The organism is Helicobacter sp. MIT 14-3879, assembly GCF_003364125.1.
This window is the reverse complement of the sequence record NZ_NXLP01000011.1, coordinates 21,918-46,587: the sequence shown is the minus strand read 5'-3', so window position 1 is coordinate 46,587 and position 24,670 is coordinate 21,918. Positions and strand designations below refer to the sequence as shown.

General features: G+C 29.0%; 23 protein-coding genes and 2 pseudogenes. 2 read left to right on the top strand and 23 right to left on the bottom strand.

Annotated features, from left to right (window positions below):
* Positions 1 to 228 precede the first annotated feature (228 nt).
* The 7 genes and pseudogenes from CQA44_RS07290 to CQA44_RS07260 all read right to left on the bottom strand — a co-directional run.
* Positions 229 to 837: pseudogene (locus tag CQA44_RS07290) on the bottom strand (saccharopine dehydrogenase family protein); the annotation flags it as partial.
* Positions 838 to 1,314: 477 nt separating this feature from the next.
* Positions 1,315 to 1,911: pseudogene (locus CQA44_RS07285) on the bottom strand (saccharopine dehydrogenase family protein); the annotation flags it as partial.
* 952 nt (positions 1,912 to 2,863) lie between these two features.
* A complete protein-coding gene (locus CQA44_RS07280; protein WP_115546618.1) occupies positions 2,864 to 3,547 on the bottom strand; it encodes an SPOR domain-containing protein in 684 nt (227 codons plus the stop codon).
* 18 nt (positions 3,548 to 3,565) lie between these two features.
* The gene (locus CQA44_RS07275; RefSeq protein WP_115546617.1) at positions 3,566 to 4,111 is read right to left on the bottom strand and encodes a DUF1882 domain-containing protein; all 546 of its coding nucleotides are present in this window, start codon (positions 4,109 to 4,111) and stop codon (positions 3,566 to 3,568) included.
* Positions 4,111 to 5,358, bottom strand: a complete 1,248-nt coding sequence (locus CQA44_RS07270; RefSeq protein ID WP_115546616.1) for a serine hydroxymethyltransferase — start codon at positions 5,356 to 5,358, stop codon at positions 4,111 to 4,113. Before CQA44_RS07270 ends, CQA44_RS07275 begins: the two co-directional genes overlap by 1 nt.
* On the bottom strand, positions 5,358 to 6,875 hold the full coding sequence (lysS, locus tag CQA44_RS07265; RefSeq protein ID WP_115546615.1) for a lysine--tRNA ligase: 1,518 nt from the start codon (positions 6,873 to 6,875) through the stop codon (positions 5,358 to 5,360). The genes CQA44_RS07270 and lysS overlap by 1 nt, the downstream gene beginning before the upstream one ends.
* 15 nt (positions 6,876 to 6,890) lie before the next feature.
* On the bottom strand, positions 6,891 to 7,451 hold the full coding sequence (locus CQA44_RS07260) for a CvpA family protein (protein ID WP_115546614.1): 561 nt from the start codon (positions 7,449 to 7,451) through the stop codon (positions 6,891 to 6,893).
* 87 nt (positions 7,452 to 7,538) lie between these two features.
* On the opposite strand from CQA44_RS07260, the gene lnt reads away from it, so the two are divergent.
* Positions 7,539 to 8,858 carry an apolipoprotein N-acyltransferase gene (gene lnt / locus CQA44_RS07255; RefSeq protein WP_115546613.1) on the top strand — a complete coding sequence of 440 codons (1,320 nt, stop codon included), beginning with the start codon at positions 7,539 to 7,541 and terminating at the stop codon, positions 8,856 to 8,858.
* Here lnt and CQA44_RS07250 read toward each other — a convergent pair.
* From CQA44_RS07250 to plsY, 10 genes are read right to left on the bottom strand one after another with little or no spacing between them, the layout of a single operon-like run.
* Positions 8,843 to 9,895, bottom strand: coding sequence for an LptF/LptG family permease (locus CQA44_RS07250; protein ID WP_115546612.1), 1,053 nt, complete (start codon positions 9,893 to 9,895; stop codon positions 8,843 to 8,845). The two genes, lnt and CQA44_RS07250, sit on opposite strands and share 16 nt — an antisense overlap.
* Positions 9,895 to 10,479, bottom strand: a complete 585-nt coding sequence (pth, locus tag CQA44_RS07245; RefSeq protein WP_115546611.1) for an aminoacyl-tRNA hydrolase — start codon at positions 10,477 to 10,479, stop codon at positions 9,895 to 9,897. The genes CQA44_RS07250 and pth overlap by 1 nt, the downstream gene beginning before the upstream one ends.
* A 3-nt stretch (positions 10,480 to 10,482) precedes the next feature.
* A complete protein-coding gene (locus tag CQA44_RS07240) occupies positions 10,483 to 11,019 on the bottom strand; it encodes a 50S ribosomal protein L25/general stress protein Ctc (protein WP_115546610.1) in 537 nt (178 codons plus the stop codon).
* A 44-nt stretch (positions 11,020 to 11,063) separates the two neighbouring features.
* Positions 11,064 to 12,422, bottom strand: coding sequence for a glutamate--tRNA ligase (gltX, locus tag CQA44_RS07235; protein ID WP_181881817.1), 1,359 nt, complete (start codon positions 12,420 to 12,422; stop codon positions 11,064 to 11,066).
* Between the two features lie 10 nt (positions 12,423 to 12,432).
* On the bottom strand, positions 12,433 to 13,008 hold the full coding sequence (locus CQA44_RS07230; RefSeq protein ID WP_115546609.1) for a hypothetical protein: 576 nt from the start codon (positions 13,006 to 13,008) through the stop codon (positions 12,433 to 12,435).
* Positions 13,005 to 13,841 carry an MlaD family protein gene (locus CQA44_RS07225; protein WP_115546608.1) on the bottom strand — a complete coding sequence of 279 codons (837 nt, stop codon included), beginning with the start codon at positions 13,839 to 13,841 and terminating at the stop codon, positions 13,005 to 13,007. Before CQA44_RS07225 ends, CQA44_RS07230 begins: the two co-directional genes overlap by 4 nt.
* Entirely contained in the window at positions 13,826 to 14,587 is a 762-nt protein-coding gene (locus CQA44_RS07220; protein ID WP_115546607.1) for an ABC transporter ATP-binding protein, read from the bottom strand. The genes CQA44_RS07225 and CQA44_RS07220 overlap by 16 nt, the downstream gene beginning before the upstream one ends.
* Complete coding sequence (locus CQA44_RS07215; protein ID WP_115546606.1) at positions 14,584 to 15,717, bottom strand: ABC transporter permease; 1,134 nt, start codon at positions 15,715 to 15,717, stop codon at positions 14,584 to 14,586. The genes CQA44_RS07220 and CQA44_RS07215 overlap by 4 nt, the downstream gene beginning before the upstream one ends.
* A complete protein-coding gene (locus CQA44_RS07210; RefSeq protein ID WP_115546605.1) occupies positions 15,710 to 16,045 on the bottom strand; it encodes a dihydroneopterin aldolase in 336 nt (111 codons plus the stop codon). The genes CQA44_RS07215 and CQA44_RS07210 overlap by 8 nt, the downstream gene beginning before the upstream one ends.
* Positions 16,046 to 16,714 (bottom strand): glycerol-3-phosphate 1-O-acyltransferase PlsY, encoded by a 669-nt coding sequence (gene plsY / locus CQA44_RS07205; protein WP_115546604.1) that lies wholly within the window; start codon positions 16,712 to 16,714, stop codon positions 16,046 to 16,048.
* Positions 16,715 to 16,942: 228 nt separating this feature from the next.
* Here plsY and CQA44_RS07200 point away from each other — a divergent pair, with 228 nt between their 5' ends.
* Positions 16,943 to 17,251: a TRL-like family protein gene (locus CQA44_RS07200; protein ID WP_115546603.1), complete on the top strand. Its 309-nt coding sequence runs from the start codon at positions 16,943 to 16,945 to the stop codon at positions 17,249 to 17,251.
* Positions 17,252 to 17,385: 134 nt separating this feature from the next.
* On the opposite strand, the gene CQA44_RS07195 is transcribed toward CQA44_RS07200, so the two are convergent.
* From CQA44_RS07195 to hisC, 6 genes are read right to left on the bottom strand one after another with little or no spacing between them, the layout of a single operon-like run.
* Positions 17,386 to 18,222 carry a hypothetical protein gene (locus CQA44_RS07195; protein WP_115546602.1) on the bottom strand — a complete coding sequence of 279 codons (837 nt, stop codon included), beginning with the start codon at positions 18,220 to 18,222 and terminating at the stop codon, positions 17,386 to 17,388.
* 3 nt (positions 18,223 to 18,225) lie between these two features.
* Entirely contained in the window at positions 18,226 to 20,025 is a 1,800-nt protein-coding gene (gene dxs, locus CQA44_RS07190) for a 1-deoxy-D-xylulose-5-phosphate synthase (RefSeq protein WP_115546622.1), read from the bottom strand.
* Positions 20,026 to 20,052: 27 nt separating this feature from the next.
* The gene (gene fliH, locus CQA44_RS07185; protein ID WP_181881816.1) at positions 20,053 to 20,829 is read right to left on the bottom strand and encodes a flagellar assembly protein FliH; all 777 of its coding nucleotides are present in this window, start codon (positions 20,827 to 20,829) and stop codon (positions 20,053 to 20,055) included.
* The gene (gene fliG / locus CQA44_RS07180) at positions 20,822 to 21,853 is read right to left on the bottom strand and encodes a flagellar motor switch protein FliG (protein ID WP_115546600.1); all 1,032 of its coding nucleotides are present in this window, start codon (positions 21,851 to 21,853) and stop codon (positions 20,822 to 20,824) included. Before fliG ends, fliH begins: the two co-directional genes overlap by 8 nt.
* A 1-nt stretch (position 21,854) precedes the next feature.
* Positions 21,855 to 23,543: a flagellar basal-body MS-ring/collar protein FliF gene (gene fliF, locus CQA44_RS07175; RefSeq protein ID WP_115546599.1), complete on the bottom strand. Its 1,689-nt coding sequence runs from the start codon at positions 23,541 to 23,543 to the stop codon at positions 21,855 to 21,857.
* An 18-nt stretch (positions 23,544 to 23,561) separates the two neighbouring features.
* The gene (hisC, locus tag CQA44_RS07170; RefSeq protein WP_115546598.1) at positions 23,562 to 24,668 is read right to left on the bottom strand and encodes a histidinol-phosphate transaminase; all 1,107 of its coding nucleotides are present in this window, start codon (positions 24,666 to 24,668) and stop codon (positions 23,562 to 23,564) included.
* Between the last annotated feature and the right edge of the window lie 2 nt (positions 24,669 to 24,670).

Below are 24,670 nucleotides of genomic sequence, written 5' to 3'. Positions count from 1 at the left end.
CGCCCTAGAATCATTAGAATCCAAAGAATGTAAATTTTGCCCTAACTGCTCACTAGATTGAGGCGAGCTAGAATCTTGCGTAAGGTGAGTATCCAAAGAATGTATATCTTGCTTAAGATTTGAAGCTTGCGCCGAAAAATCTAATAAGGCTGTGTGCCTATCGATTGAGGATTTTTCAAGCTCCTGCAAAGAATGAGTAAGAGACACATTCTTTCTCGCCCCAACGCCCCATTTGCCCTCGCATATCAACTTCGCCCCAATCATCGCTGGCACGCCTGTGGTGTAGCTCACGCCCTGCGCATTGACTTCATCAAAGCATTTCTCGTGCTCACAGACATTATAGATATAAATCGTGCGTTCCTTCCCGCCTTTCACCCCGCGAATGTAGCAGCCGATGTTGGTCTTACCCTTTGTGCGGGGTGCTAGGCTAGCGGGGTCTGGCAAAAGCGTCTTTAGCACTTGAATAGGCACGATACTCTGCCCCTGATGTGATACCTCATCAACCCGCAATAAGCCGATATTTTCTAGGCATTTCATATGTGTGAGATAGCTCTCGCCAAAGGTCATAAAAAAGCGGATTCTCTTTAGCCCCCTGATATTGCGGATAAGCGATTCTAACTCCTCGTGATAGAGTAGATAAGAGTTTTTCACGCCCACTTCGGGATAATCCCATTCTTTCATTAAGGCTAAGGGGGCGATGTCTCGCCACTGCCCACCACAATAGGAAAATTCAGCTTTTAGCGATAAATTAGAGGGCTTGTCGCTCATTTGTGCGATAGACGCTCCTGTCTTATCTCCGCATTTACAACTTTGCAACTGCGATTTCTCATCTAAAATCTTAGAATTTCCTCTCTCTTTAGCTAATCTTATCCTCTCTTTCTCTGCGACTTCTTGCTCCCAATGCCGCTCTTTACGCTCAAATTTGCGATAAATTGTGTCTTGTTGCAAGTCTGGATTCAGATTCAAATCGGTTTGGGAGACGAGGTTTTTAGAATCCACATTCTGCGATTTAGAACTAGAATCCCCACATTCTGCGATTCTAGTATCTTGCGTGAGATTTGCAGGCTGTGGTGTAAAATCCCCATTTTGCCCAAATTCTCCACCTAAAATTGTAGATGAATCTTGTGAGTTGTGTAAGGAGGGCGAATGAGGCGTATTATCTTGCAATGTAGAATCTAACGCTTGCGTCATAGCAGCGGATTTTAAAACTTGAAATGAGGAATTCTCAAGCGAGGGTTGAGATGTATCAGACATACGCTGCAATGAAGCGTCTGGGGCACTCCTACAAGATTCACTACAAGCTGAATGCGAAACCCAATACCTTGCTTTGCTGCTCACCTCGCGTAAATTTATCTCTGGATTAAAATTTGTCGCAAAGGCATAGCCGTGGTCGCCCGCGTTGCAATCCAAAATATCGATAGAATAAATCTCATCAAAATAATGCTTCTGTGCGTAGGCACAAAAGACATTTGTAACCCCCGGGTCAAACCCGCTGCCCAAAAGCCCGAAGATTCCAGCTTCCTTAAATCGCTTATCATACGCCCACTGCTCCTTATACTCAAAGTGTGCATTATCGGGGTGCTCGTAGTTTGCGGTATCTAAATAATGCGTCTTTGTGCGAAGACACGCCTCCATAATGCTCAAGTCCTGATAAGGCAGGGCGACATTCACCACAAGAGTGGGGTTAAATCGCTTAATCAAGGCGACAAGCTCCTCTACACTATCTGCATTGACGCTTTCGCATTCAATCTCGCCTAGTCCTTTAGCACGGATAGAATCTGCGATTGCCTTGCATTTGCTAAGTGTGCGTGAGGCTAAGATGATACGAGAAAAAGTCTCCCTATTCATCGCCATTTTATGTGCGACTACACCGCCAACGCCCCCTGCTCCGATTTGTAAAACGACCGCCATAATTACTTTACTCCATAAATATAAAATAAATTGAATATTATATAATTTTTAGCTTTTAGATAATAAATTAGATTGAAATACAACAATAAATTTAATTTTATTGCTAAAGTATTTATTAAAAAATTTAATTAAATTTTTTAATAAATAACCAACATTAGATTAATAATTGCAAATTTACTAACATACTCTTATAGTTAGGTACAGATTATAAGAAAAATATTTACAAAATCTTTATAATTTTTCTCCTAAATATGCTTTGTTTCATAGGTTGTATTTAGACTTAAAATAGATAATAGTAAAAATATTTTAAAAAAGAATAAAACTAAAATATAAATGAAAATGTTGATTATAAAACATAAGTTCTAATTTAAAGATAAAAACAATACATAATTTATAGAATCTTTTTCATTAATAACCATTAATTCAATTAGCAGTAGGATAAAATCTAAGTAATTCTTAATTTACACTTATAGATGATGGTTTAATATATTAGCTATAAACAAAATACAAACATTAAAAATTTACAAAGTATATAAAAGTATCCAATATGGAGCTAATACATTTTTTCTAACATTACCCTAATGGTTATCAAAGGTTTGAATAGTTTATATGTGTTAATTTTATAATAGCTATTGTAAAAATTACTTTAATAATTTTATTTGATATTGTTCCACAATATTTATTGCTATTGATGAATTATACAGTTACTTTAGCTATAAATATTTATAGCTAAGAAAACTAATTTACAAACAATAAACAACACATCATATAAAATTTATTGCAACTTCTCTAATGAATTTAATAAAACAAGTTGTCAATATCTCTAAAATTAGTTTTCTTAAGCCATTTAGAATTAAATAAAATCTCTATATATTTAAATTAATTATAATATATGAGAGTATTTTTACTTCCTTTAATGAGCACGAGTTTGAGGCTTATAGAGCCTCTTGGCTTATTGAACTTGTAAAAATACAGGCTTAGCAATCTCTCTACTAACTCTATCAAAATCCATTTGAGCTTCTTCTCTACTAGAATATGGTCCTATTAGATATCTAGTAATTACATTGGAATTTATCATTATTTCTTGGATTCTATAACTATAATTATTCAAACTATTTATAAAACTCTTATTTGGAGTTTTGCTAAATGCACCAACTTGTAAGTAATATCCATTCTCTGCTATATCTCCATTATTCAAACGATTTACATTTCTTTTTGGAGTGCTTGTAATAATAGGCTTGATAGTAGATGATGCTCTATCTATCTTTTGAGGCATAGTAGCTTTTTTAGGTGGCTCTGTATTTATTGTTTCAGTCTGTAGAACATTATTAGATGTCGTATTATTATCTAAAGAACCGCTATTATTTTTAATATCTCTAACAATTTGTTCAAATCTATCTTCATCATTATCAACATTAATAGGAGTAAATTCTTTAGGAATATTGCCATCAACCTTCTCTGTATGATTTACCACAATAGTATCTTCCTTAGTATTTGTCATTGCAATTACAATAATAGAAATAGCAAGGACTAAAATAACTATACCAACAATTAGCAAAATTAATTTCTTAGATTCTTTTGTTTTGTGGTCTTCACCACCTATTAAAATATCATTTAACTCACGTTTGTCATTCATTATTAACCTCCTTTAATTTCATAAATGTTTTGACCAAAATGATCCTCGTTCTTTTGCATAAACCTCATAAGGTAAAACTAAGATATTAAATTTAGGGGGGACTTCATCAGTTGGGAAAACCCTCCATTGCTTCGGTGCTACTTTTTCTAATTTTAAACTCAATGTTTTTGCCAATACATTAGCCTCTAATAAATTAGTATGACCTTTATGTATATAAATATGCAAATGACCTTGTGTTTTAGACCTATATGCCGTAAAATTCAAGTATCCTTCATTTCTAAGCAATAATTGTGCCTTATGGTAAAAAACACTATCATTTCTCCCATTATAATCAATAACAATATTTTCAACCTTGTTATTTGTAATTATATTATGGGCTACAACAATTTGATTTGCAAGATGCTTTTTAACAATCGCCATAGTAAGTGTAGAATCCACTCTATGAAATTTATCAAAAAACACCCTATTATTATAATTAATTTTTGTATTAGAAACATTATTATTATTTAACATAAAATAATGGCTTTTATCTAACTTGATTAATTCTAAATCTAACATTGTCATTAATAAATTGCCTTTTCATAGATTTGAAAATTTTTATTAAATTCTTTTATCTCTACTTTTATTTTATCTTGTAAAGATGTGTTTGATATATCATCTAATATATCACAAATTTTATTTGCAATATATTCAAATTCTTTTTCTTTCATTCCCCTACTTGTCAAAGCTGGAGAGCCTATCCTTATACCACTTGTAATAAATGGGCTTCTAGTATCTCCTGGAACCATATTTTTATTAACCGTAATCCCTGCCCTCTCTAATGCGAAGTCAGCATCTTTACCACTAAATGGCTTATCTATTAAACTCATTAAAATTAGATGATTATCTGTTCCACCACTTACTATGTTATAACCTCGTTTAATAAAAACTTCACCTAAAATTTTTGCATTATTTTTAACTTGCTTTGCGTAAATTTTCCATTCTGGCTTTAGGTTTTCAGCAAAACCAACAGCCTTTGCGGCAATCACATTTACTAAAGGACCTCCTTGAGTTCCCGGAAATACAGCCTTATTTACCTTATTTATAATATCTTCATCATTAGTTAAAATAACTCCACCTCTAGGACCACGCAAAGTTTTATGCGTAGTAGTGCTTACAACATGACAATGTGGGAATGGATTTGGATATTCATCTCCTACAACAAGCCCTGCAATATGAGCAATATCACCAAATAATATTGCCCCAACCCTATCTGCAATCTCTCTAAATCTTTTAAAATCAAGCTCTCTAGTATATGCAGAAAATCCGCATATAATAATATTTGGCTTTATGACATTTGCATACTCTTCTAATTTATCATAATTAATCCTACCATCTAATTCAACACCATAAAAAAAGCTTTGATATGTTTTACCACTTTGACTAACTTTTGCCCCGTGTGTTAGGTGTCCTCCGTGATTTAAGTGCATTCCTAAGATTTTATCATAAGGCTTTAATAATGAAGCATATACAGCCGCATTTGCTTGGCTACCAGAATGTGGTTGGACATTTGCAAAATCACATTTAAAAAGCTTTTTTGCCCTATCTATTGCAATTTGTTCTATTTCATCTACAAATTCACAACCTCCATAATATCTCTTATTTGGATAACCTTCAGCATATTTATTAGTTAATACGCTACCTAAAGCTTCAATAACGCTAGGAAAAGTAAAGTTCTCACTAGCAATCATCTCTAAACAATCTCTTTGTCTATGCCATTCTTTTTGTATTAAATCAAAAATTGTTTTATCATTTTGTTCTAAGTAATTCATTATTCAACCTCTTTATTAACTATATCAAATTCATTTTTTTGCACTTTCATTGCTGGAAAAAGAATAACATCTTTTATACTCTTATTATTTGTAAGTAACATAATTAGCCTATCAATTCCTATACCTTGCCCTGCAACAGGTGGCATTCCATAGCCTAAAGCCCATACATAATCTTCATCCATATATTGAGCTTCTTCATCTCCTTTTTCTTTCTCTTGGACTTGAAGTCTAAATCTACCTAGCTGGTCTAGAGGGTCATTTAATTCACTAAATCCATTTGACATTTCTTTAGCACCTATAAATAGCTCAAATCTATCAGCTAAGTTTGGATTTTTATCATTTCTCCTTGCAAGAGGGCTTATTTCTATTGGAAAATCTGTAATAAAGGTAGGAGAGATTAATTTAGATTCTACAAAGTTATCAAATGCTAGCGATAAAATCTTACCATAAGAAAGATTAGATTCCACCTCTATATTAGCGTTTTTTAAATAATTTGATAATTTAGTTTTATCGCCTACAATATCTTTGCTTATTCCCCCTATTATATGCAAAGAATCTATATAAGAAATCTCATTAAAATTATTAAAATCAATTTTAAATTCACCCCATTCTATAACTCTAGGAAGCTTTAAAGAATCTAATAAATAAATAAAAAAATCTTTTGTTAGGGCAATTAAATCCTTATATGTCTTATATGCCCAATAAAATTCAATCATAGTGAATTCTGGATTATGGGAGTGATCTATCCCCTCATTTCGAAAGCTTTTATTAATCTCAAATACACTCTCAAATCCACCTACAATAAGTCTTTTTAAATAAAGTTCTGGTGCAATTCTAAGATATCTCTTAACACCTAATGAGTTATGATGTGTAATAAATGGTTTTGCATTTGCACCACCAGGAATTGGGTGAAGCATTGGCGTTTCTACCTCTAAAAAGCCTTTATTTTCAAAAAAAGCTCTAATTAAAGAAATAATTTTACTTCTTAGCTTAAAAGTTTCTCTAACATTTGTGTTCATTATAAGATCAAGATAACGTTGGCGATAACGAAGCTCTATATCAACTAGTCCGTGAAACTTCTCTGGTAGAGGGATAATTGACTTTGTTAGAATCTTAAATGATGTAGAATGAAGTGTTAGCTGATTAGTTTTGGTTTTAAATGGATATCCGCCAATATTTACTATATCTCCTACTTCAAGTACTTTTTTAATCTCCTCAAATTCACTTTCTAGGTCATTTTTAGAAATATAAACTTGTAACACACTACTTTCATCTTCTATATCAATAAAAGCAGCTTTTCCCATAAGCCTTATTAATTTTACACGCCCTGTAATATATTCTTTAATATGAGAATCCTCTTTTGCTAAAGCAGAATCTTTAGCATTGATTTCATATTTTTTAATAAAATCTATATTTGATATTGTTTTTATAGCATTATTATCATATGGATTCTTACCACAATCTCTAATGCTATTTGCTTTTTGAATTCTTTGTTTGATATAAATATTAGAAAACAATTTTAAATCCTTAATTTACTCTGTGATATTATTATTCATCTCTTTTAAGCTAGATTCTAGTAAGCTAGATGTTGTTTCTCCTGTCTCTCTTACAAAATCAGTCTTTACTATAAAATCCCCAATATTAATCATAAATGGATATAAAAGACTAGAATCTTGTAATTTTGATGTAAAATTTGATAAAAAGTTAATTTTTGAAAATGTAAAAAATATAACGGATAATACTAAAAATGCTTTTATACCAGATGTTATCACACCAAAAATCTTATCAAAAACTCCAAGCTTAATAAATCTAACAAATCTAAGTATTACTTCAGCTATAATTAATGCAAAAATCCAAATAAAAGCTAAAATAATCATAAATCCAAATAAATTAACTAAAGTTTGACTTTCAATCTTAATAATATTGTTTATCCACTCACCAACAATCATATTGTATCTTGATGCTATTAAAACACCGCCTATAATTCCAACAGCAGAGCAAAATTCTCTAACAAAGCCATTAAACAAACCCTTGAAAGCTAGTATAATAACTATTGCAGTAATAATAATGTCAAAATAAACAGAAACTCCCATCTATACCTCAAAACCACTTATTTTATTTATATAAAAACTTACGATAATATTCCATATTATTTTAGCCTAAAGGAACTTAAAATTAGTATGTTTAATAAAATATTATTCATCCCAATCATCCCAAAAATAAAAAATAGTAAAATATTTATAGGGCTAAAAAGCTATATTTTAATCCCATTTTCTTTAGCATTTATTTTTAGCATTCCGCTTTATTTAAACATATTTACTTATTATAAAACAATTTATTTTCCATATATCAATGGAATTTTTGCGTTAATATCTATCTTTATATTTATTAATATTAATAGAAAGTATAGATTTTTCTTTGGGTTCTTTGTGGGAATTTTATGGTTTTATTGGATTTCTCTTAGTTTTAGATTCACCTCATCACCAAATATATTATATATTGTGATATTTTTTGTTTCAGTAATATATGGAATATTTTTTTATCTACTATTATTTTTTAAAAACAAACTTTTTAGGATATTTAGTATAAGTATAGCTAGCTATATATCAATACTTGGATTTGATTGGTTTGTGCCTGATTCTATACTTGCATTTAGTGTGTTTAGAGTAGATAAAATATCATTTTGTTTAATTACATTAATCATTGTTATAATTAGCCTAAAGTCATTAAAAATATATCGATTTATATCATTATTTGCACTAATCTTGCTAGTAGATTTTAAAACACAAGAAATTGACCTTCCCTCAAAAATAAATATTACACAAACAAACATCAACCAAAGCAATAAATGGAAGAGTCTAAACAATGTAATAGAATATAATTTTAGTAAAATACAAGATTCTATTTTTAATGGCTATAAGGTAGTAATACTGCCTGAAACTGCATTTCCTTTTGTTTTAAATAATCAAAATCAAATTATGCAAAAATTACTTAAACTAAGCAATAAAATTACTATTATTGTTGGCTCTCAAAGAGAGGATAATGGTAGATTCTATAATAGTACTTATGTATTTGAAGATGGAAAATATAACTTTGCTGATAAGGTATTTTTAGCCCCATTTGGTGAATATATGCCAATTCCTTATATATTTATGGATATTTTTAATAAAATCTCTGGCATTAATTATAATTCTAATTTTAATACAAACTCAAAGATGCCAAAAGACTTAATCACAAAAAATATAACATTTAGAAATGCTATTTGCTATGAAGCTACCACAAAAAAAGCATATCAAAATAACCCAAAATATATGATTGCAATAAGTAATAATGCTTGGTTTAATCCTAGCATAGAGCCAATACTTCAAATGATGCTTATAAAATACTATGCTAGATTGCACAATACAATAGTATTGCATTCAACAAATGGCTCTAAGAGCGGAATAATAAGCCCTAAAACCTCTTTAGAATTTATGGTAAAAAATTATAATTTTTTATAAAAATATAATGAGGTAAAAATAAAAATACAAAGGGGTATAATTACGCCAAACTCTGGAATTAGAAATCCACTTATTGATAGTTTTGTCAGCATAAAAAATACTCCCCAAACAATAAGACAAAGCAATACAAAAACAAAGCCTAATTTTGCAAGATTAGTATATCTTGCTAAACTAGGAACATAAAAATACATAATTATTATTGTAAATGGTATTGCTATTGGAATTGCAATAAATGAGTATAGAATGGAGCGAATCTTTTGTGTATTACCATCTTGTTCTTGGAGCAAAAATAGTGTATTTATTGCATCTATAATAGATATATTTGGCTTATTTTGATAAATAGTGTCAAGAATCTTTGGCTTAAAATCTTTTAATATCTTATAATTACTTATATTTTGTATTAAAAGTTTAGAATCCTCAAAATTAGGAGATTTTGGAATAGTAGTTATAGTGGCTGATTTTAGATTCCACCAAGTGCCATCAAAGCTAGCTTCTTTAGCCTCAATAAACTTTGCTAAAGTAAAATTATTAATCTCAAAAACCTTAATATTTTGTGCTTTTTGAAGAAGAGGGAAAATCTTTTCCATATAAATATAATTATTATTATATTTCACAAAAAGATTACTCTTTGCATCATTGATTCCACCTCTTTTGACTATATTCTCGATATTTTCCTCAGAATAAGCAAAAGATGTGGCATTTAATGAAATATAAAATAAATTTAATAAAATTGAAATTACTAAAAGTGGCATTAAAGCTTGCCTTCTAGAGTAACCAATAGAAAAAATTGCTGTTAATTGATTTGACTTTAAGAGCACAATATAACATACAATAGGGGCTAAAATTATAGATATTGGGAATGTATAATTTAGTGCATATAAAAAATCATACATCAAAAATAGAACAAATAAATTAGCAGAATCTGGTAGATTATCAGAGTGTTTTAAAATATCAATTCCCATAAAAAATAATTGTAAAGCAATAAAAATTAATAAAATAAATTTAATATAAATCCACCCCAAAAACCTAAAAAGCATTATTTTTTCTTTGTATATAAATTTTGAATTTCTAATAGTGTTGCATTTGAGATAAATGAATCTAGTGCTTTTGATATTAATTCAAAACTAGAATCTAAAACTAATAATTCAGGTTTAGTAAATTTTTCTAATACAAAATTAATTATGCTAGATTCTGCTACATTAGATTCTAAAAAGTTTAATTCTGTATTCTGTGGGCGACCTATACCTATGCGAACTCTAAAATATTCACTTCCTATATAACCATCAATAGATTTTAATCCATTATGACCACCACTACTGCCTCCAAATTTAAATTTAATAGCTCCTAATTTTAAGTCTAAATCATCGTGGATTACTAAAATTTTTTGTATTTTATAAAATGAGAGGACTTTTTGAAATGATTTTCCAGATAGATTCATAAAAGTTTGTGGCTCTAAAAAAATAGTATCATCATTTTTTAGAATTTTTGCTTCAAAGTTTTTATTGTCATATAAAGTTAGATTTTTTTGTTTTAGATAAAAATCAAGTGCCATAAACCCAACATTATGTCTAGTATTCTCATACTTTAATGTCGGATTTCCAAGTGCGGCAATTAACTTCAAATCTTATTTAGCCTTTATAACTCCAACAATAGCTACATTAGGCTTATCAATAATCTTTATATTTTCAAAAGTAGGTAAATCACGAACTAAGATAGCATCACCAATATCAAGTTTTGATACATCAATCTTAATACTTTCTATTAAATTTTCAGGAAAACATTTTATGCTAATCCTTTTTTTTGAAAATAGTAAAATTCCTTTATTTTTTACACCTATTGGAGAACCCTCTATTTTAACAGGAACTTTAAATTTAGCCAATACCCCTTTTTGAACAAGAAGTAAATCGGTGTGTAATATCTGTGAGCTAACAGGGTCTTTTTGATATTCTTGAACTACTACATTATAAACCTTATTAGCAACTTTTACATCAAAGGCTAGTGTATTTTTTGATTTTAATGTTCTGATAAAATCATTTATTTTAAATGCACAATGAATGTTTGTTACACCCTTTCCATAAATATTTGCTATTAGATAGCCATCTTTTCTTAAAGCCTTTGTATAGGACTTTGAAATACTCTCTCTAATAATTCCTTCTAACATAATATTATCCTTAAATTTAAAATAAAGGCAAAATTATATCAAATTTAGCCTCTATTTTTTGACAAAAAAGCTTCTATTCTTTTTTTACACTCATCTTTCCCTAGTATAAACAATGTCTCATTTATACCTATACCGCCACTTTTCCCAAGTAAAGCTAGTCTAAAAGCACTTAATAGCTTTCCAACAGAAAAGCCATTTTTATCTGCAATATCTTTTAAAGAAACTTCTACATTATTAAAATCAATTAAATTTAGTATTTCTAACAATTTAGGCTTTAAATTTAAATCTAATTTTTTTATCATTTTATCATCATAGCTTTTTGGAGGTTGAATAATAGAATCTATCATTTCTCTAAATTCTACAATAGTATTTACCCTCTCTTTTATTTCTTTATACAAAATCTCTTTTTTAGCTAAATCTATTGATAACTGCTTTTGTAATGCTAAATCTAGCTTATCTATTGATAAATTTTTAATATAATAATTATTTAACCAAAGAAGTTTAGATTGATTATAAGAAGATGGAGAGGAGCTAAGATTATCTAAGTTAAAAAGCTCAATACCATCTTTTAGTGAAAAAATTTCCTTATCTCCATAACTAAAACCTAGTCTTATCAAAAAATTAAGCAATGCTTCAGGGAGAATTCCTAAACCCTTATAATCCATAACATTCATTGCACCATCCCTTTTTGACAATTTATATCCTTTATCATTTAAAATCATAGGAATATGACAAAATCTAGGCACATTAAACCCTAATGCCTCATAAACAATTATTTGTTTTGGCGTATTTGAAAGATGGTCATCACCACGAATTACATCGCTTATATTCATTAAAGCATCATCAATAGCTACGACAAAGTTATAAGTAGGTGTCCCATCACTTCTCATAATAATATAATCATCTAATTCTTTTGCATCAATTTCAATTCTACCTTTTAATGAATCATTAAAGCTAACTTTCCCACTTAATGGTGCTTTAATACGAATAACAGGTTTTATATCTTTTGGAGGAGTTCCGCTAAAATCTCTATATCTATTATCATATTTATAAATTTTACCCTCTTTTTTATAATTCTCCCGCAAAGAATCTAGCTCTTCTTTACTCATATAGCAATAATATGCTTTATTATTTTCTAAAAGCTTTTTTGCATACTCTTTATATATATCAAGCCTTTGACTTTGATATACAATATCACTATCATAATCTAGCCCAACCCAAGAAAAAGCTTTAATAATAGCCTCTGTTGCTTCTTTACTATTACGAGAAAAATCTGTGTCTTCTATGCGAAGTAAAAATTTTCCTTTATTTGCTCTAGCATATAAGAAATTAAATAAAGCAGTCCTTAACCCACCTATATGCAGATATCCTGTTGGGCTTGGAGCAAAACGAGTTATAATCATTTAAATTTCCTTATTTTGGAATAATCTTATTTGATAAATTATCAATGACTTTAAATGTAGAATCTTGTAATCCACGGACAGCATCTTCATTACTAAAAGAATCTAATTTGGAGCTAGATGATAATATTCCGCTTTGCAAAATATCCCCCTTTTGATAAAGCTGGTAGAATATAGCAACACTTGCTTTAAGTGTCTTTTTGTCAATAATAAAATCAAGTAGTTTTACACTCAAATAGCTATCTACATTAATCCCGCTAAATGGAGGGACTATAATTTTCAAGCACTTAGCAGAAAAGTTTTTTATAATCATAGATTCTATTGAATTATCAAGAGAATTAGAGAAATTTACGCCCTCTAAACTTGAGATTTTAGAATCTTCTTTATATAAAATCTTTTTATTTTGATATTTACTTGGAATATCAACCTTATTTAACCCTATTATATTATATGCACCACAGGACTTAAAACTCTCTACTTCAATAGTATCTAAATCATAATAATTAAGCTTTGGCAATTCACTTTTTAAATTCACATCAAAACAAGCACTGAAAAATAAAGCTAAAAATATAAAAATTAAAATCCTCATTTCTCCTCCCTATATCCAAAGATTGTATTATATGGATTATTTTCTAGTTTATTGATAAATGAGCTGCCATCCTGTGCAAAAGTAGATATATCATTCATTGCTTTTTCAAAGGATGTTAATGTTGGAGTTAATATACTTTTTAAGTCATACTCACCTTTTGCAACTTTATTATTAATATTTTCTATTATTGTTTCTGTGTTTTGTGTAATTTTTGACACACTTTTAAGTATTACATCTAAATCATCAGTCCTTTTATTGAGAGATTTTAACATATCATTTATGCTATTTGAGGAATCTTTAATTGAAACCAAAATATTTGCAATATTTTTAGCATTATTTTCATTTAATATTTCATTTGCGTTATCAAGAAAATAATCTACTTTTCCAGCTATGCTTGGTATAGTATCTAAAATCTGCGATAGAGAATCTAATCTAAGTTTTAGCACTGCGTCATTTTCAGTAGTAATTACTTCTTTTGATTTTTCATTTTGAAATAGTGCAAGATAACTTCCACCAAGAAATCCATTTTGCTCTAATTTGATACTAGAATTCTTTTTTACAGGTAAATCTTTTCTAATCTCAATTACAACTTCAATTTCTTCAAAATTATTATCTCTAAATTTTATATTTGTAACTTTCCCTACATTAATACCTTTGTATTTTACAGGGCTATCAATCTTTACATCAAGTGATTGTTTTGTATATGCCCTATAAATCCTCACATCATCTTTAAAGATTCCAGAATTCCCAAACCAAAATATAAATACCACAAAACCAATTAATGAAGCAACAAAACAAAATCCAATAAAAATATAATTTACTCCTCTCTCCATAATCGCTCTCCTCTCTTTGATTTCAATAATGTGTCTAGCTTTGCAGTTTGACTTACTCTAAACTCATCTAAACTACCTTCAAAGACTAATTTTGAATTATCTAGTAAAATAAACCTATCTGTTGCATCTTTAATGGAATCTAAATCGTGGGTTACCATAACTATTGTTAATTTAAACTCATCTCTTAATTTTATAATTAATTTATCAAAATTTTCTGCACTCTTTGGATCAAGCCCTGAAGTAGGTTCATCTAAAAATAAAATCTCTGGACTAAACACAAGTGCCCTTGCAAGACCCACTCTTTTTTTCATACCACCACTTAATTCATAAGGATACATTTCCTTAACATACTGAGGTAATCCTACTGCATTTATATAATATTGTGCAATTTCATTAATTATATTTTTTGGATAAGAGCTATATTCTTCTAGCATTATTCCAATATTATCAATTACATTTAGTGAAGAAAAAAGTGCACCAAATTGAAATAAAACACCACAACGTTTTAAAATATTATCTCTGCTTTTTTCTTCTACCTTCCAAATATCTTCACCAAAAATCTTAATATTGCCACTCTCTGGGTGTTTTAGGGTAATTAGTGTGCTAAGCAGGGTTGATTTACCACTTCCACTTCCTCCTAATATCCCAAAGATTTCAGAATACTTAACATCAAAACTAACATCATTTTGTATATAACGATTTTTATATTTTGTAAAGAGATTTCTAACCTCAATAATATTATTCAAAACTTTAACTCCGTAAATATTAGAGAAAATAATGCGTTTATTAAAATCACACCAAAGAGGGCGCAAACAACACTTGTTGTTGTTTTTTCGCCTACACTCTGCGTATTATCCTCCACCCTAAATCCAATAAAGCAGCCTATAATCACTATCACTGCGGCATAAAATGGTGCTTTTATTATTCCTGTCCAAAAACTATTCATTCCAACATATTCTTTGATTTGTAAAATATAATCATAAAATGAAATGCCAAATCCAAATTTTAAAAATACCATACATCCAAAAATAGATACTAAATCTGATAGAAATACCATAAATGGAAAAGAGATAATTAAAGCAATAAATCTAGGAATAACTATAAAATTCAATAAATTTAATTTCATAATTTTCATAGCATCAATTTCTTCTGTCATTTTCATAACACCAATTTGTGCTGTATATGACGATGCGCTTCTACCTGCAACTATCAATGCGACAACAAAAGGACCTATTTCTCTTAAAGTAAGTTTTGCTGTCATCTCAACGCTAGCTTGGATAAAACCCATTCTGCTTAATGTCGCCGCTCCTTGATAGGCTATAACACCACCAACAATAAAAGAAACAATAAAAATTACTGGCATAGCTGAAATAACACCATTAAAAATATGGTAGTTTATAGCCTTGTATCTAATATTTCTAGGATTAAACAATGATTTAACAAGAGTATATATCAAGATTCCAAGAAAATTTATAAAATCAATCAAAGTTTGATTATAATCATATATTAAATTTTTTATAGAAGTAATTTGCTTTAATACACTAGTAAAAATATTTTCTTTAGCTACAATAGGAATAGATGAATTATTTATCTCAATTTCTTTTAATAAATTTACAATTTTTATTGCATTAGCATTATTTGCTAATAGTCTAAAATCCTTATTAGAATCTTTGAGCTTTTTTGTGTAGTTAAATAAAAAAATCAAAAATGTAAAATCAAATTTTGAGATAGAATCTAAGTTTATGATATATTGCTTTATGCTTGGGTTATCAAAAAGTGATTGCATATTTTCAATATCTTGTTTTGCAATTCTTGTGCTAAACTCACCCTGTAAAATTATAGTAACTTCATTTTTATTTATTTTAGAATTAATCATTTTTATCCCATTTTAAAGTAATGCTAGGAATGCAGTCATCAAAAATAGTGGGTTTTTTAAGGCATAAAGATATTGCTTTAATATTGTCAAATTGCTCTAATATAGAATCTAATAAACATCTTAAAGCCTCTTCTAAATATCCAAAATGATTTTTCTTAAAAATATCTAGTATTATTGAATGTAGTATTGCATAATCAATGATTTTAGATTCTACACTATAAACAATACTTAAATCTAATATTATATCTTGAGACTCTTTCCTTTCTTTAGGAAGTATTCCAATAATTGTATTAATTCTAAAATCACTTAATGAGAGACAAAAATTCATTTAAAAAATCTTACTTTCTTCACTCTTAATTAAGCGAATAATATTTGGAATATGAGTATAAACTATCAATACAAATAGTATAACTAGTGGTGTATGTGTGCCTATTTGATTTACAATAGAAATACTAGGATAACTAGGATATAAAACAAAACTAGATAAAATCCCTATGCTAACTCCAATAAGAGATGAAAGAGAGGATACTTTAAATATTTTGCCAACTATAAACCAAGCAATAAGCCCAATTACGCCTTGAATAGGAGCTAAAAGTATTGTTGAACCAATAGTTGTTGATACTCCCTTGCCTCCATTAAACTTTAAATATGGACTATAACAATGCCCAAGAACGCTGATAACAGCAATAGCCCACTGTGTTTCATAGGATAATCCTATTAGCTTTGCTATTAAAACAACAACCAAACCTTTGGTAGAATCTAAAATAATAGTTAAAATAGAAATTCTTTTAGCATAGGGGGTAATATGCTTTATAGCTCTATACACATTTGTAGCTCCGATACTGCCGCTTCCTATCTTTAAAATATTTACTTTATAAAACCACTTTACAATAAAATATCCAAATGGTATTCCACCCACCAAATAAGCTATTAAATAAAAAATTACATTAATATTACTTAATGCTTTAGCTAAAAATTCTATAATTCCTTCGAACATAACTTACCTTATAAATCTTTTGTCCTATTTTATCTAAATTTTGTTTTATTAACCCTAAGCAAATTTTTAAATAAGAGTATTAAATTAATTAAATCTCCAAATAAATCAAAAGTGTAAGCTTAATTGCAGGTTAAAAAATATTTAAATTTATTGTGATATAATCATCAGCTTAATAGCTAGTTACTAAACTATTATAAGATTTACAATAAATACAAAAGGGGGTAGTATATGAAAAAATTAGCAATTGTAAGCATATTATTAGGATTATTTTTTGCTGGATGTGGGTCAGTTCAATCACCAGTTAGCGGTTTTGTCTATACTGGTGTAAAGGCTCCAATAAATTCTACTGCAGAAAAAGGTTCAAAAACAGGTAAGGCTGTTTGTACATCAATCCTAGGAATTGCTGCTTATGGCGATTGCTCAGTTGATGCAGCTAAAAAAGATGGCAAAATTTCTAAAGTCTCATCAATAGATCACGAGTCATTTAGCGTTCTTGGAATATATTCTACTTTTACTACAATAGTAACTGGAGAATAATTCTTAAATTAGATAAATATAATATAAATGTTTATAAAACATTTATATTATCAATCAAAAGCTATTTTATAATTTAAAGCTATTTTATAATTTTAAAAATCATAACTTTAGAATCTAAAAATAAATTAATTTATTTAACTTCTACTTGAAACAACTCTATATAAGATATAAAAATAAATTATAGGCATAATAAAATATAAGAAAAATATATTAAGCATATACTGTATTGTTAATTTTAAAACTAAATCAAGAGAACTTGCTATAAAACTTATACTTTTATATATCTTTTGCTTAGTAGCATCTATGACTTCTTTTGTAGAATCTATTGGACTTGTTATAGCCTCTGTAATTGCTTTTGTGCTATCACTAAATTTTTGAGTAAAAAGCCCAATTTCACCTATAATTTTTTGACTTGTGCTTCTTGAGTCATTAAATTCTAAATCAACTTTTGGCATTTCAACAATACCTAACATTTTTTTAATACCTTGTATTTCACTATCTATTTTAGAATCTATTTGCAAATTTGCTTCATTAGAAATTATTTTTATAAGGTTTATATAAATATTTAATCCCGGATTAAAAAATAAAAGAATAACTAAAATCTTTGTAGCTATCGTTTTAAAATTTGAAATAAATCTAATAAAAAATAGTGCAATAATTAAAATCTTAAATATAAAAATTTTATTTATCATTAGCAAAATATATTCTATACCAATTAAAATATTTGCAAGAAAAAAGAAGTTAAAAATCTTATCTAAAATATCACTAATCCCACTGCTAAATGGTAATATTCCACATATTATCTTTAATCCAGCAATAATTCCTGCATTAGTCAATGCAAAATTAAAATTAGATTCTATATAAATACTAGCATTTCTATTAAGCAAATCTAACATTCCAAATATGCAAAATACCCCAAAAATAAAGCTTATAAAAACCTCACTCTTGTATTTTTTAATAAAATCTAGCATTTTTTAGCAATCTTTCTTAATAAACTTAGCAATTTTTATAGGAGAAATACATAATATATCTTCAATATCACTTATCTTTCCGTGTGGAATAAAACTATCATCAAATTCAAAGCTCTTTATTTTTACCGATACATTATTGTAATTTAATAACATTGAGATTCTCTCACCCAAACCCCCAAATTTAACTCCATCACTAAAAATATATATTCTTTTATGAGTTTTAGCAATATCTATAATTAAATCAGAATCTAGTGGTTTAGCAAAACGTAAATCAACCAAAGTAGCACTAAAACCTAAAATCTTATTTACCAAATACGCCCTACCAACACCATTTCCAAATGCTAGTAATGCTATTTCTTTGCCTTGTTGTAAAACCTCTCCTTTTTTAAACTTAAATGGCTCATTTTTAAAAGTATTATTTTCTAATAAAAATGAACTTCTAGGATACCTAAATGCAATAGGAGATTTGTTGTATTTAGCAGCAAAACTAATTGCTAATTCTAAACTATCATAATCCCTTGGAGCAAAAATTACCATATTTGGAATAAGAGATAAATATGAAATATCAAAAATACCTTGATGAGTCTCACCGTCTTCGCCTACAATCCCTGCTCTATCAATAGCAAACTTTACAGGAAGATTCATAATAGAGACATCATGAATTATACTATCAAATGCTCTTTGTAAAAATGTAGAATAAATAACAACAAAAGGTTTAAAACCCTCTTTTGCCATTGCTGCCATTGATGTAGTAGCGTGAGCTTCAGCAATAGCTACATCAAAAAAGCGATTTGGCAAGTTATCAATCAATAAATCAAGCCCTGTTCCGCTTGGCATAGCCGCAGTAACTCCTACTATCTTTTCATCTTTTTTTGCTAACTCAAGGAGTTTATTTGCAAAAACAGATGTTGGATTAATATTACTTTTATTAACTAATGCCTTTCCTGTATTTATATCAAATGGAGATACACTATGCCATTTTTCATACCTTCCTTCAGCAATCTTATATCCATAACCTTTTATAGTCTGTGTATGGATTAAAACAGGCTTTTTTAAGTCTTTAGCTTTTTGAAAAATGCTAATTAATTCTGCAATATTATGTCCATTTATAGGTCCTATATAATTTAGTCCTAATTCTTCAAACAAGATTCCAGGTGTTATTAATTTTAAAGACTCTTCAAATCTCTTTGCCATATAAGTAGCACTATCTGGCATAATGCTTAAGAACTTTTTTAACTTTTCTCTTAAACTTTGATACACTTTTCCTGCTGTTGCTGTAGATAGATATTTACTCATAGCACCTATTGGCTTACTTATGCTCATCTCATTATCATTTAATATAATAATCATAGGATATTTTATATAACCTATTTCATCTAGTGCTTCATAAATTAACCCTGCACTCATTGCTCCATCTCCAATTAAAATAATTGGAATCCTATCTTCATTATTTAATTTAATAGCTCTAGCTACTCCAACTCCAATAGATAATGATGTAGAGCTATGACCCGCAATAAAATAATCGCTACTAGATTCTCTTGGGTTTGCAAATCCACTAATACCATTAGTTTGCCTTAGTGTGCTAAAAGATTCCCATCTACCTGTAAGAAGTTTATGAGTATAGCATTGATGACTAACATCAAAAATAAATGGATCTTTTGTGCAGTCGAAAATATAGTGCATTGCTATTGTAATCTCAACACTACCTAAATTGCTACTTAAATGCCCCCCATTCTTGCTTAAAACATCAATTATTCTACTTCTGATCTTATTGGCTAAGTCATTTAACTCATCAATATTCATAGATTTTATATCAACCACGAAAATCCCTTATTGCCTAAAATTTTCTAAAACGCTTTGTTTTAAAAGCTGATATCTAGACATAACATTGCCATCAATATTGCCATTCTCACTAACAATCACAACGCCGCCTTTTGCTATGGCATCATCACTTTTAATTGAAATATTAGATTTATTTTTTATAAGGTTATCTAAAAATTCAAAATCACTTGGATTTACTTTAATTACCACATTTAAATTGGCAGACATTGATTGAAGCAGCTCTTTTGCAATAGAAGCAGCAATTTTAGCACTATATTGACTTATTTCTTTAATTATAACTTCTCTTGCAATATCAAGTGCTATGGTGCTTAATTCAGATTCTAGCTTTATAATTTGCTCTTTTGCATTCTTTATTTCGTTATCTAACTTCTCTATTGATTTTGCTATTTTCTCTCTTTCAGTTTCTATACTATTTTTAAGCTCTAAATTAACCATCATCTGCCCTTCTTTAATACCCTCTTCTTTAGCTGCTTTTTCTCTTTCTATGGATTGTGTTTGAAGGGTTTGAAATTGTGTTTGAAAATTACTTAAAGATGCTGCTAAATCATCACTTTTAATAAGTAATTTTTCTATTAATTCTTTCTCTAAACTACTCTCAATCATTGCTACTTGACTTCTACTTGGTTCTTTTACCTCAAAATCGTTACTTTTTTTTAGCTCATCTTGTTGCCTTAATTCATTTTGGCTAATTGTTTTAAACTCATATTTTTTCATACTATGCCTACTTAATTCCTGTGATGAAATAACACTTTTATCATTATTCAACAACATCTTCCTCTTCACCTATTTGTATAACACCCTGTTCAGATAATGCTTGGACTATTTCTACAACTTTTCTTTGTGCATTTTCCACATCTCTAACCTTAACAACCCCTAAATATTGAAGTTCTTCAATAAACTGCTCTCCTGCTCTTTGGCTCATATTACTTAAGAATTTTTGTTTTAATTCTTCTGGTGCAGATTTAAGAGCCATAGTTAAATCTTTCTTATCAACAGATTTTAATATCTCTGTAATTGCTACTCTATCCAATTTTATAATATCTTCAAATGTAAACATCATCTCTTTTATTTTTGTAGCTAATTGTTCATCTACTTGTTCAATATGTGCTATTGTAGTTTTTGCTGCCTTTTGACCTAATCTATTAAATATCTCTGCAACAGCCCTTGGACCACCAACCTCAACTTTATAGCTTGTAAGAGATTCTAATTTATTTTCTAATACAGCAGAAACCCTCTTTACTATATGAGGTGCAATATCTCCAAGTGATGCCATTTTTATAGCAACCTCTGCCCTCTCATTATCTGAAAAATAACTCAAAGTCTCAGCTGCACCATTTGGCTCCATATGTGCCAAAATAAGTGCTATCGTTTGTGGATGCTCATTTACTATAAAATCTGCAAGTTGTTGAGGGCGAATTTTTGATAAATAAGAAAAGTTTTTAGTAGCTTGCATTGATTTAGATAATTTATCAAGAACTTTTTTAGCCTCTTCTTCACCAAGCACACGATATAAAAGCTCTCTTGCATATTCAAATCCACCAGCATTAATATATTGATTTGATTGAAATATCGCATAAAATTCTTCTAAAACAGCCGCCCCTATAATCTTATCTGTTCCTTTCATTTGTGCAATATATTTTGATATTTCAGTAATAGATTCTATATCTAAATATTGAAAAACCTCTCCTGTTGCTTCATCGCCTAATTGCATCAATAAGATAGCAATTTTTTCTGCCATAGAAAACTCTTCGTATTGTGCTCTTTGTTTTGGTGTTAGATTGAAAGCCATATTACTCTCCCTTTTTTACCTCTTCTAACCCTAATTCATCTCGTATTAGCATTTGAAACAAGCCTGATATTTCTTGTGGTTTTTCTGATATTAGGGTTTTGATTTTCTCAAGCAATACATCATATTTTAAATTATCTTCATTAAAGTTTCCTAAACCAAGCTGGTCTTCAATCCTTTTTCTTAGCTCATTTTCCCTATTTGAATATTCTTCATCATCATCAATTGTAAGTAAAGATTCTACATCTTCTTCTTTAGATTCTGCTGTTTCAATCATACGCTCTGCAAATGGAACAATAATTTTCTTATAGAATATAAATATAATAATTCCAACAAGAATATATTTAAAGAATGGTATTAAAGGTTGAAGCATTGTAGAAATTTTTTCCATAGTTGTCTGTGGTTTAAATGTTCCACTTTTTGCATTAAATTCAAAATTACTCACACTTACTTCATCACCTCTATTTTGAGAGAAACCAATGGCTTGTTTTACAAGGCTATCTATTTGTGTCATTTTGGCTTCTTCAATAGGAATGTATTGTAGTTTTTCAACACCATTATTATTGACTAAATCATAACTCCCATCAACAACAACAGCTGCACTAAGCCTTTTTAAAACGCCAAATGCACCTTTAATTTCAGATACGGTTTTGCCAACTTCATAGTTTGTGGTAGTTGTGTTTATTGTATGAATTTGATTGTTTGTTAAAGAATCTAACCCCTGCACAGGTCCTATATTACTAACTGCTCCCGGAACTCCACCAATCTCTGGCTCACTAACGCCTTCTTTTCTTTCCTCGTGATTTTGCTCACTTCTAACAACATTATTTGGGTCAAAAGTTTCTTGCATACTTTTTGTTTGAGAAAAGTCAAATTCAGCACTAACCTTTGCTACAACCCTATCTTTCCCACCAATGATAGGCGTTAATACATTTATAATTTTATCTTCTAATATCTTTTCATAGTTATTTTTATATTTTAATTGAAGGTTTATTAACTCACGTGAAGCTAAAGATTCACTATCACTTCCTAGAGCCTCTCCGTTTTGATCTATAATTGAGACATTTTCTTTAGTTAATTTAGCCACTGAAGAAGATATTAAATTTTTAATGCCATCAATTTGATTTGGGGAAAGATACATATTTGGTCTAATCTCAAGAACAGCAGAGGCTGTTGGTAAAACTTCTTTACTTACAAATACACTCTCTTCTGGTAAAGCTATATGAACAGATGCTTTAGATATAGGCTTAAGACTCTCAATAGTCCTGCTAAGTTCACCCTCAATAGCACGAGTTAATTTTACCTTTTGTTCAAATTCTGTAATTCCAAATGTTTGTTCATCAAAAATCTCAAAACCAACTTTGCTGTTTTTTGGAATTCCATTACTACTAAGCTCAATTCTTTGTTCATATACAACATCTTTTGGAACTAAAATGGTATCTTCTTTTGGAATCTTATATGCAATATTATTAGTTTTTAAGTGCTGAACAACAAGGGCATTATCACTAGGACTTAACCCTTCAAACAATACTGCATAATTTGAATTTACACTTCTTTCTTTTATAGAAAATACGATAAAAAAAGATAAAAATGCTATTACAGCGACTATACCACCTATTACTGCAATCTTTTGTCTTTTATTAAGCTTGTTATATAAATCTAGTAATTGTCTAAATAACTTATTAATATCCAATTATTTTTACCTTTTTACTTAAATTACCTTGTGTAAATACTTTGAGATAAGTTTTAATACCCTTTTATTTTGCTCTTTTGTACCAATAGTTATTCTAATTGCATTTAATCTATAAGATTTTAAATCCCTAATTATTACGCCATTTTTTAATAAATAATTTGTAAGAGCAGTAGAATCTAACATATCATCAAAAATAAATGTAATAAAATTTGTATAAGAATCTATAAATTTAATATTATTTTCCTTAGCAAATTCTTCATAAACTTCCATTTCTTTAAAATTATTTTTTAATGTTTTTTCTACAAATTTTTTATCTTTTATAGCTGTTAGTGCAGCTTTTAACGAAATATTTGTTATATTAAATGGAGGGCGAAGTTTTGAGAGTGTTTTAATAATGCTATCAGTTGCAATTCCATATCCAACTCTCATTCCACCAAGTGCATATAGCTTAGAAAATGTCCCTAAATAAACTACATTTTGATATTTTTCTATTAGCTCATTTGGAATAATTGCCTTTGATTTATCTTTATATTTAGCAAATTCATTATAAGCACAATCAAGGGCTACTATACAATCTTTTGAAACAGAATCTAAGATTTTATAAACCTCATCTTTACTTAAACAATCACCCAAAGGATTATTTGGTAAGCAAAGAAAAACCAATGATGGCTTAATAGTATTATATTCATTTATAAACTCATCCATGTTGTGGATTCCACTTTTTGTACGAATAATATTTGCTTCATTTTGTTTTGCATATATTTCATACATTGCAAAAGTAGTAGAACTCATTAAAATCTTAGTGTCTTTATTACAAATTGCTTTAATAATAATATCAATTATTTGGTCGCTTCCGCTACCAATGATAATATTACTAGGATAGATTCTATATTTTTTTGATAATGCTTCTTTTAGCTCAAATGCTGAATCATCTGGATATCTAAAGGCATTCTTAGCTTCTTTTTTAATAGCTTTTATAACACTTTTTGGAGTGCCTAATGGATTCTCATTGCTTGCTAGTTTAATTATATCATCTTCATAAATTCCATAATCTCTAACTACAAGCTCTATTGGCTTTCCTGCCTCATAACAAACTAATTTATCTAAATATTTTTTAAACCCCATCA

Bases quoted from the DNA above. Each gene is read 5' to 3' on its own strand.
- gltX (WP_181881817.1), bottom strand. From the start codon at position 12,422: ATGATTATAACTCGTTTTGCTCCAAGCCCAACAGGATATCTGCATATA.
- CQA44_RS07240 (WP_115546610.1), bottom strand. From the start codon at position 11,019: ATGTTAGAAGGAATTATTAGAGAGAGTATTTCAAAGTCCTATACAAAG.
- CQA44_RS07225 (WP_115546608.1), bottom strand. From the start codon at position 13,841: ATGGAGAGAGGAGTAAATTATATTTTTATTGGATTTTGTTTTGTTGCT.
- CQA44_RS07210 (WP_115546605.1), bottom strand. From the start codon at position 16,045: ATGAATTTTTGTCTCTCATTAAGTGATTTTAGAATTAATACAATTATT.
- hisC (WP_115546598.1), bottom strand. From the start codon at position 24,668: ATGGGGTTTAAAAAATATTTAGATAAATTAGTTTGTTATGAGGCAGGA.
- dxs (WP_115546622.1), bottom strand. From the start codon at position 20,025: ATGAATATTGATGAGTTAAATGACTTAGCCAATAAGATCAGAAGTAGA.
- plsY (WP_115546604.1), bottom strand. From the start codon at position 16,714: ATGTTCGAAGGAATTATAGAATTTTTAGCTAAAGCATTAAGTAATATT.
- CQA44_RS07200 (WP_115546603.1), top strand. From the start codon at position 16,943: ATGAAAAAATTAGCAATTGTAAGCATATTATTAGGATTATTTTTTGCT.
- CQA44_RS07195 (WP_115546602.1), bottom strand. From the start codon at position 18,222: ATGCTAGATTTTATTAAAAAATACAAGAGTGAGGTTTTTATAAGCTTT.
- CQA44_RS07230 (WP_115546609.1), bottom strand. From the start codon at position 13,008: ATGAGGATTTTAATTTTTATATTTTTAGCTTTATTTTTCAGTGCTTGT.
- fliG (WP_115546600.1), bottom strand. From the start codon at position 21,853: ATGGCTTTCAATCTAACACCAAAACAAAGAGCACAATACGAAGAGTTT.
- CQA44_RS07260 (WP_115546614.1), bottom strand. From the start codon at position 7,451: ATGGGAGTTTCTGTTTATTTTGACATTATTATTACTGCAATAGTTATT.
- CQA44_RS07280 (WP_115546618.1), bottom strand. From the start codon at position 3,547: ATGAATGACAAACGTGAGTTAAATGATATTTTAATAGGTGGTGAAGAC.
- CQA44_RS07275 (WP_115546617.1), bottom strand. From the start codon at position 4,111: ATGACAATGTTAGATTTAGAATTAATCAAGTTAGATAAAAGCCATTAT.
- CQA44_RS07270 (WP_115546616.1), bottom strand. From the start codon at position 5,358: ATGAATTACTTAGAACAAAATGATAAAACAATTTTTGATTTAATACAA.
- lnt (WP_115546613.1), top strand. From the start codon at position 7,539: ATGTTTAATAAAATATTATTCATCCCAATCATCCCAAAAATAAAAAAT.
- CQA44_RS07215 (WP_115546606.1), bottom strand. From the start codon at position 15,717: ATGATTAATTCTAAAATAAATAAAAATGAAGTTACTATAATTTTACAG.
- CQA44_RS07250 (WP_115546612.1), bottom strand. From the start codon at position 9,895: ATGCTTTTTAGGTTTTTGGGGTGGATTTATATTAAATTTATTTTATTA.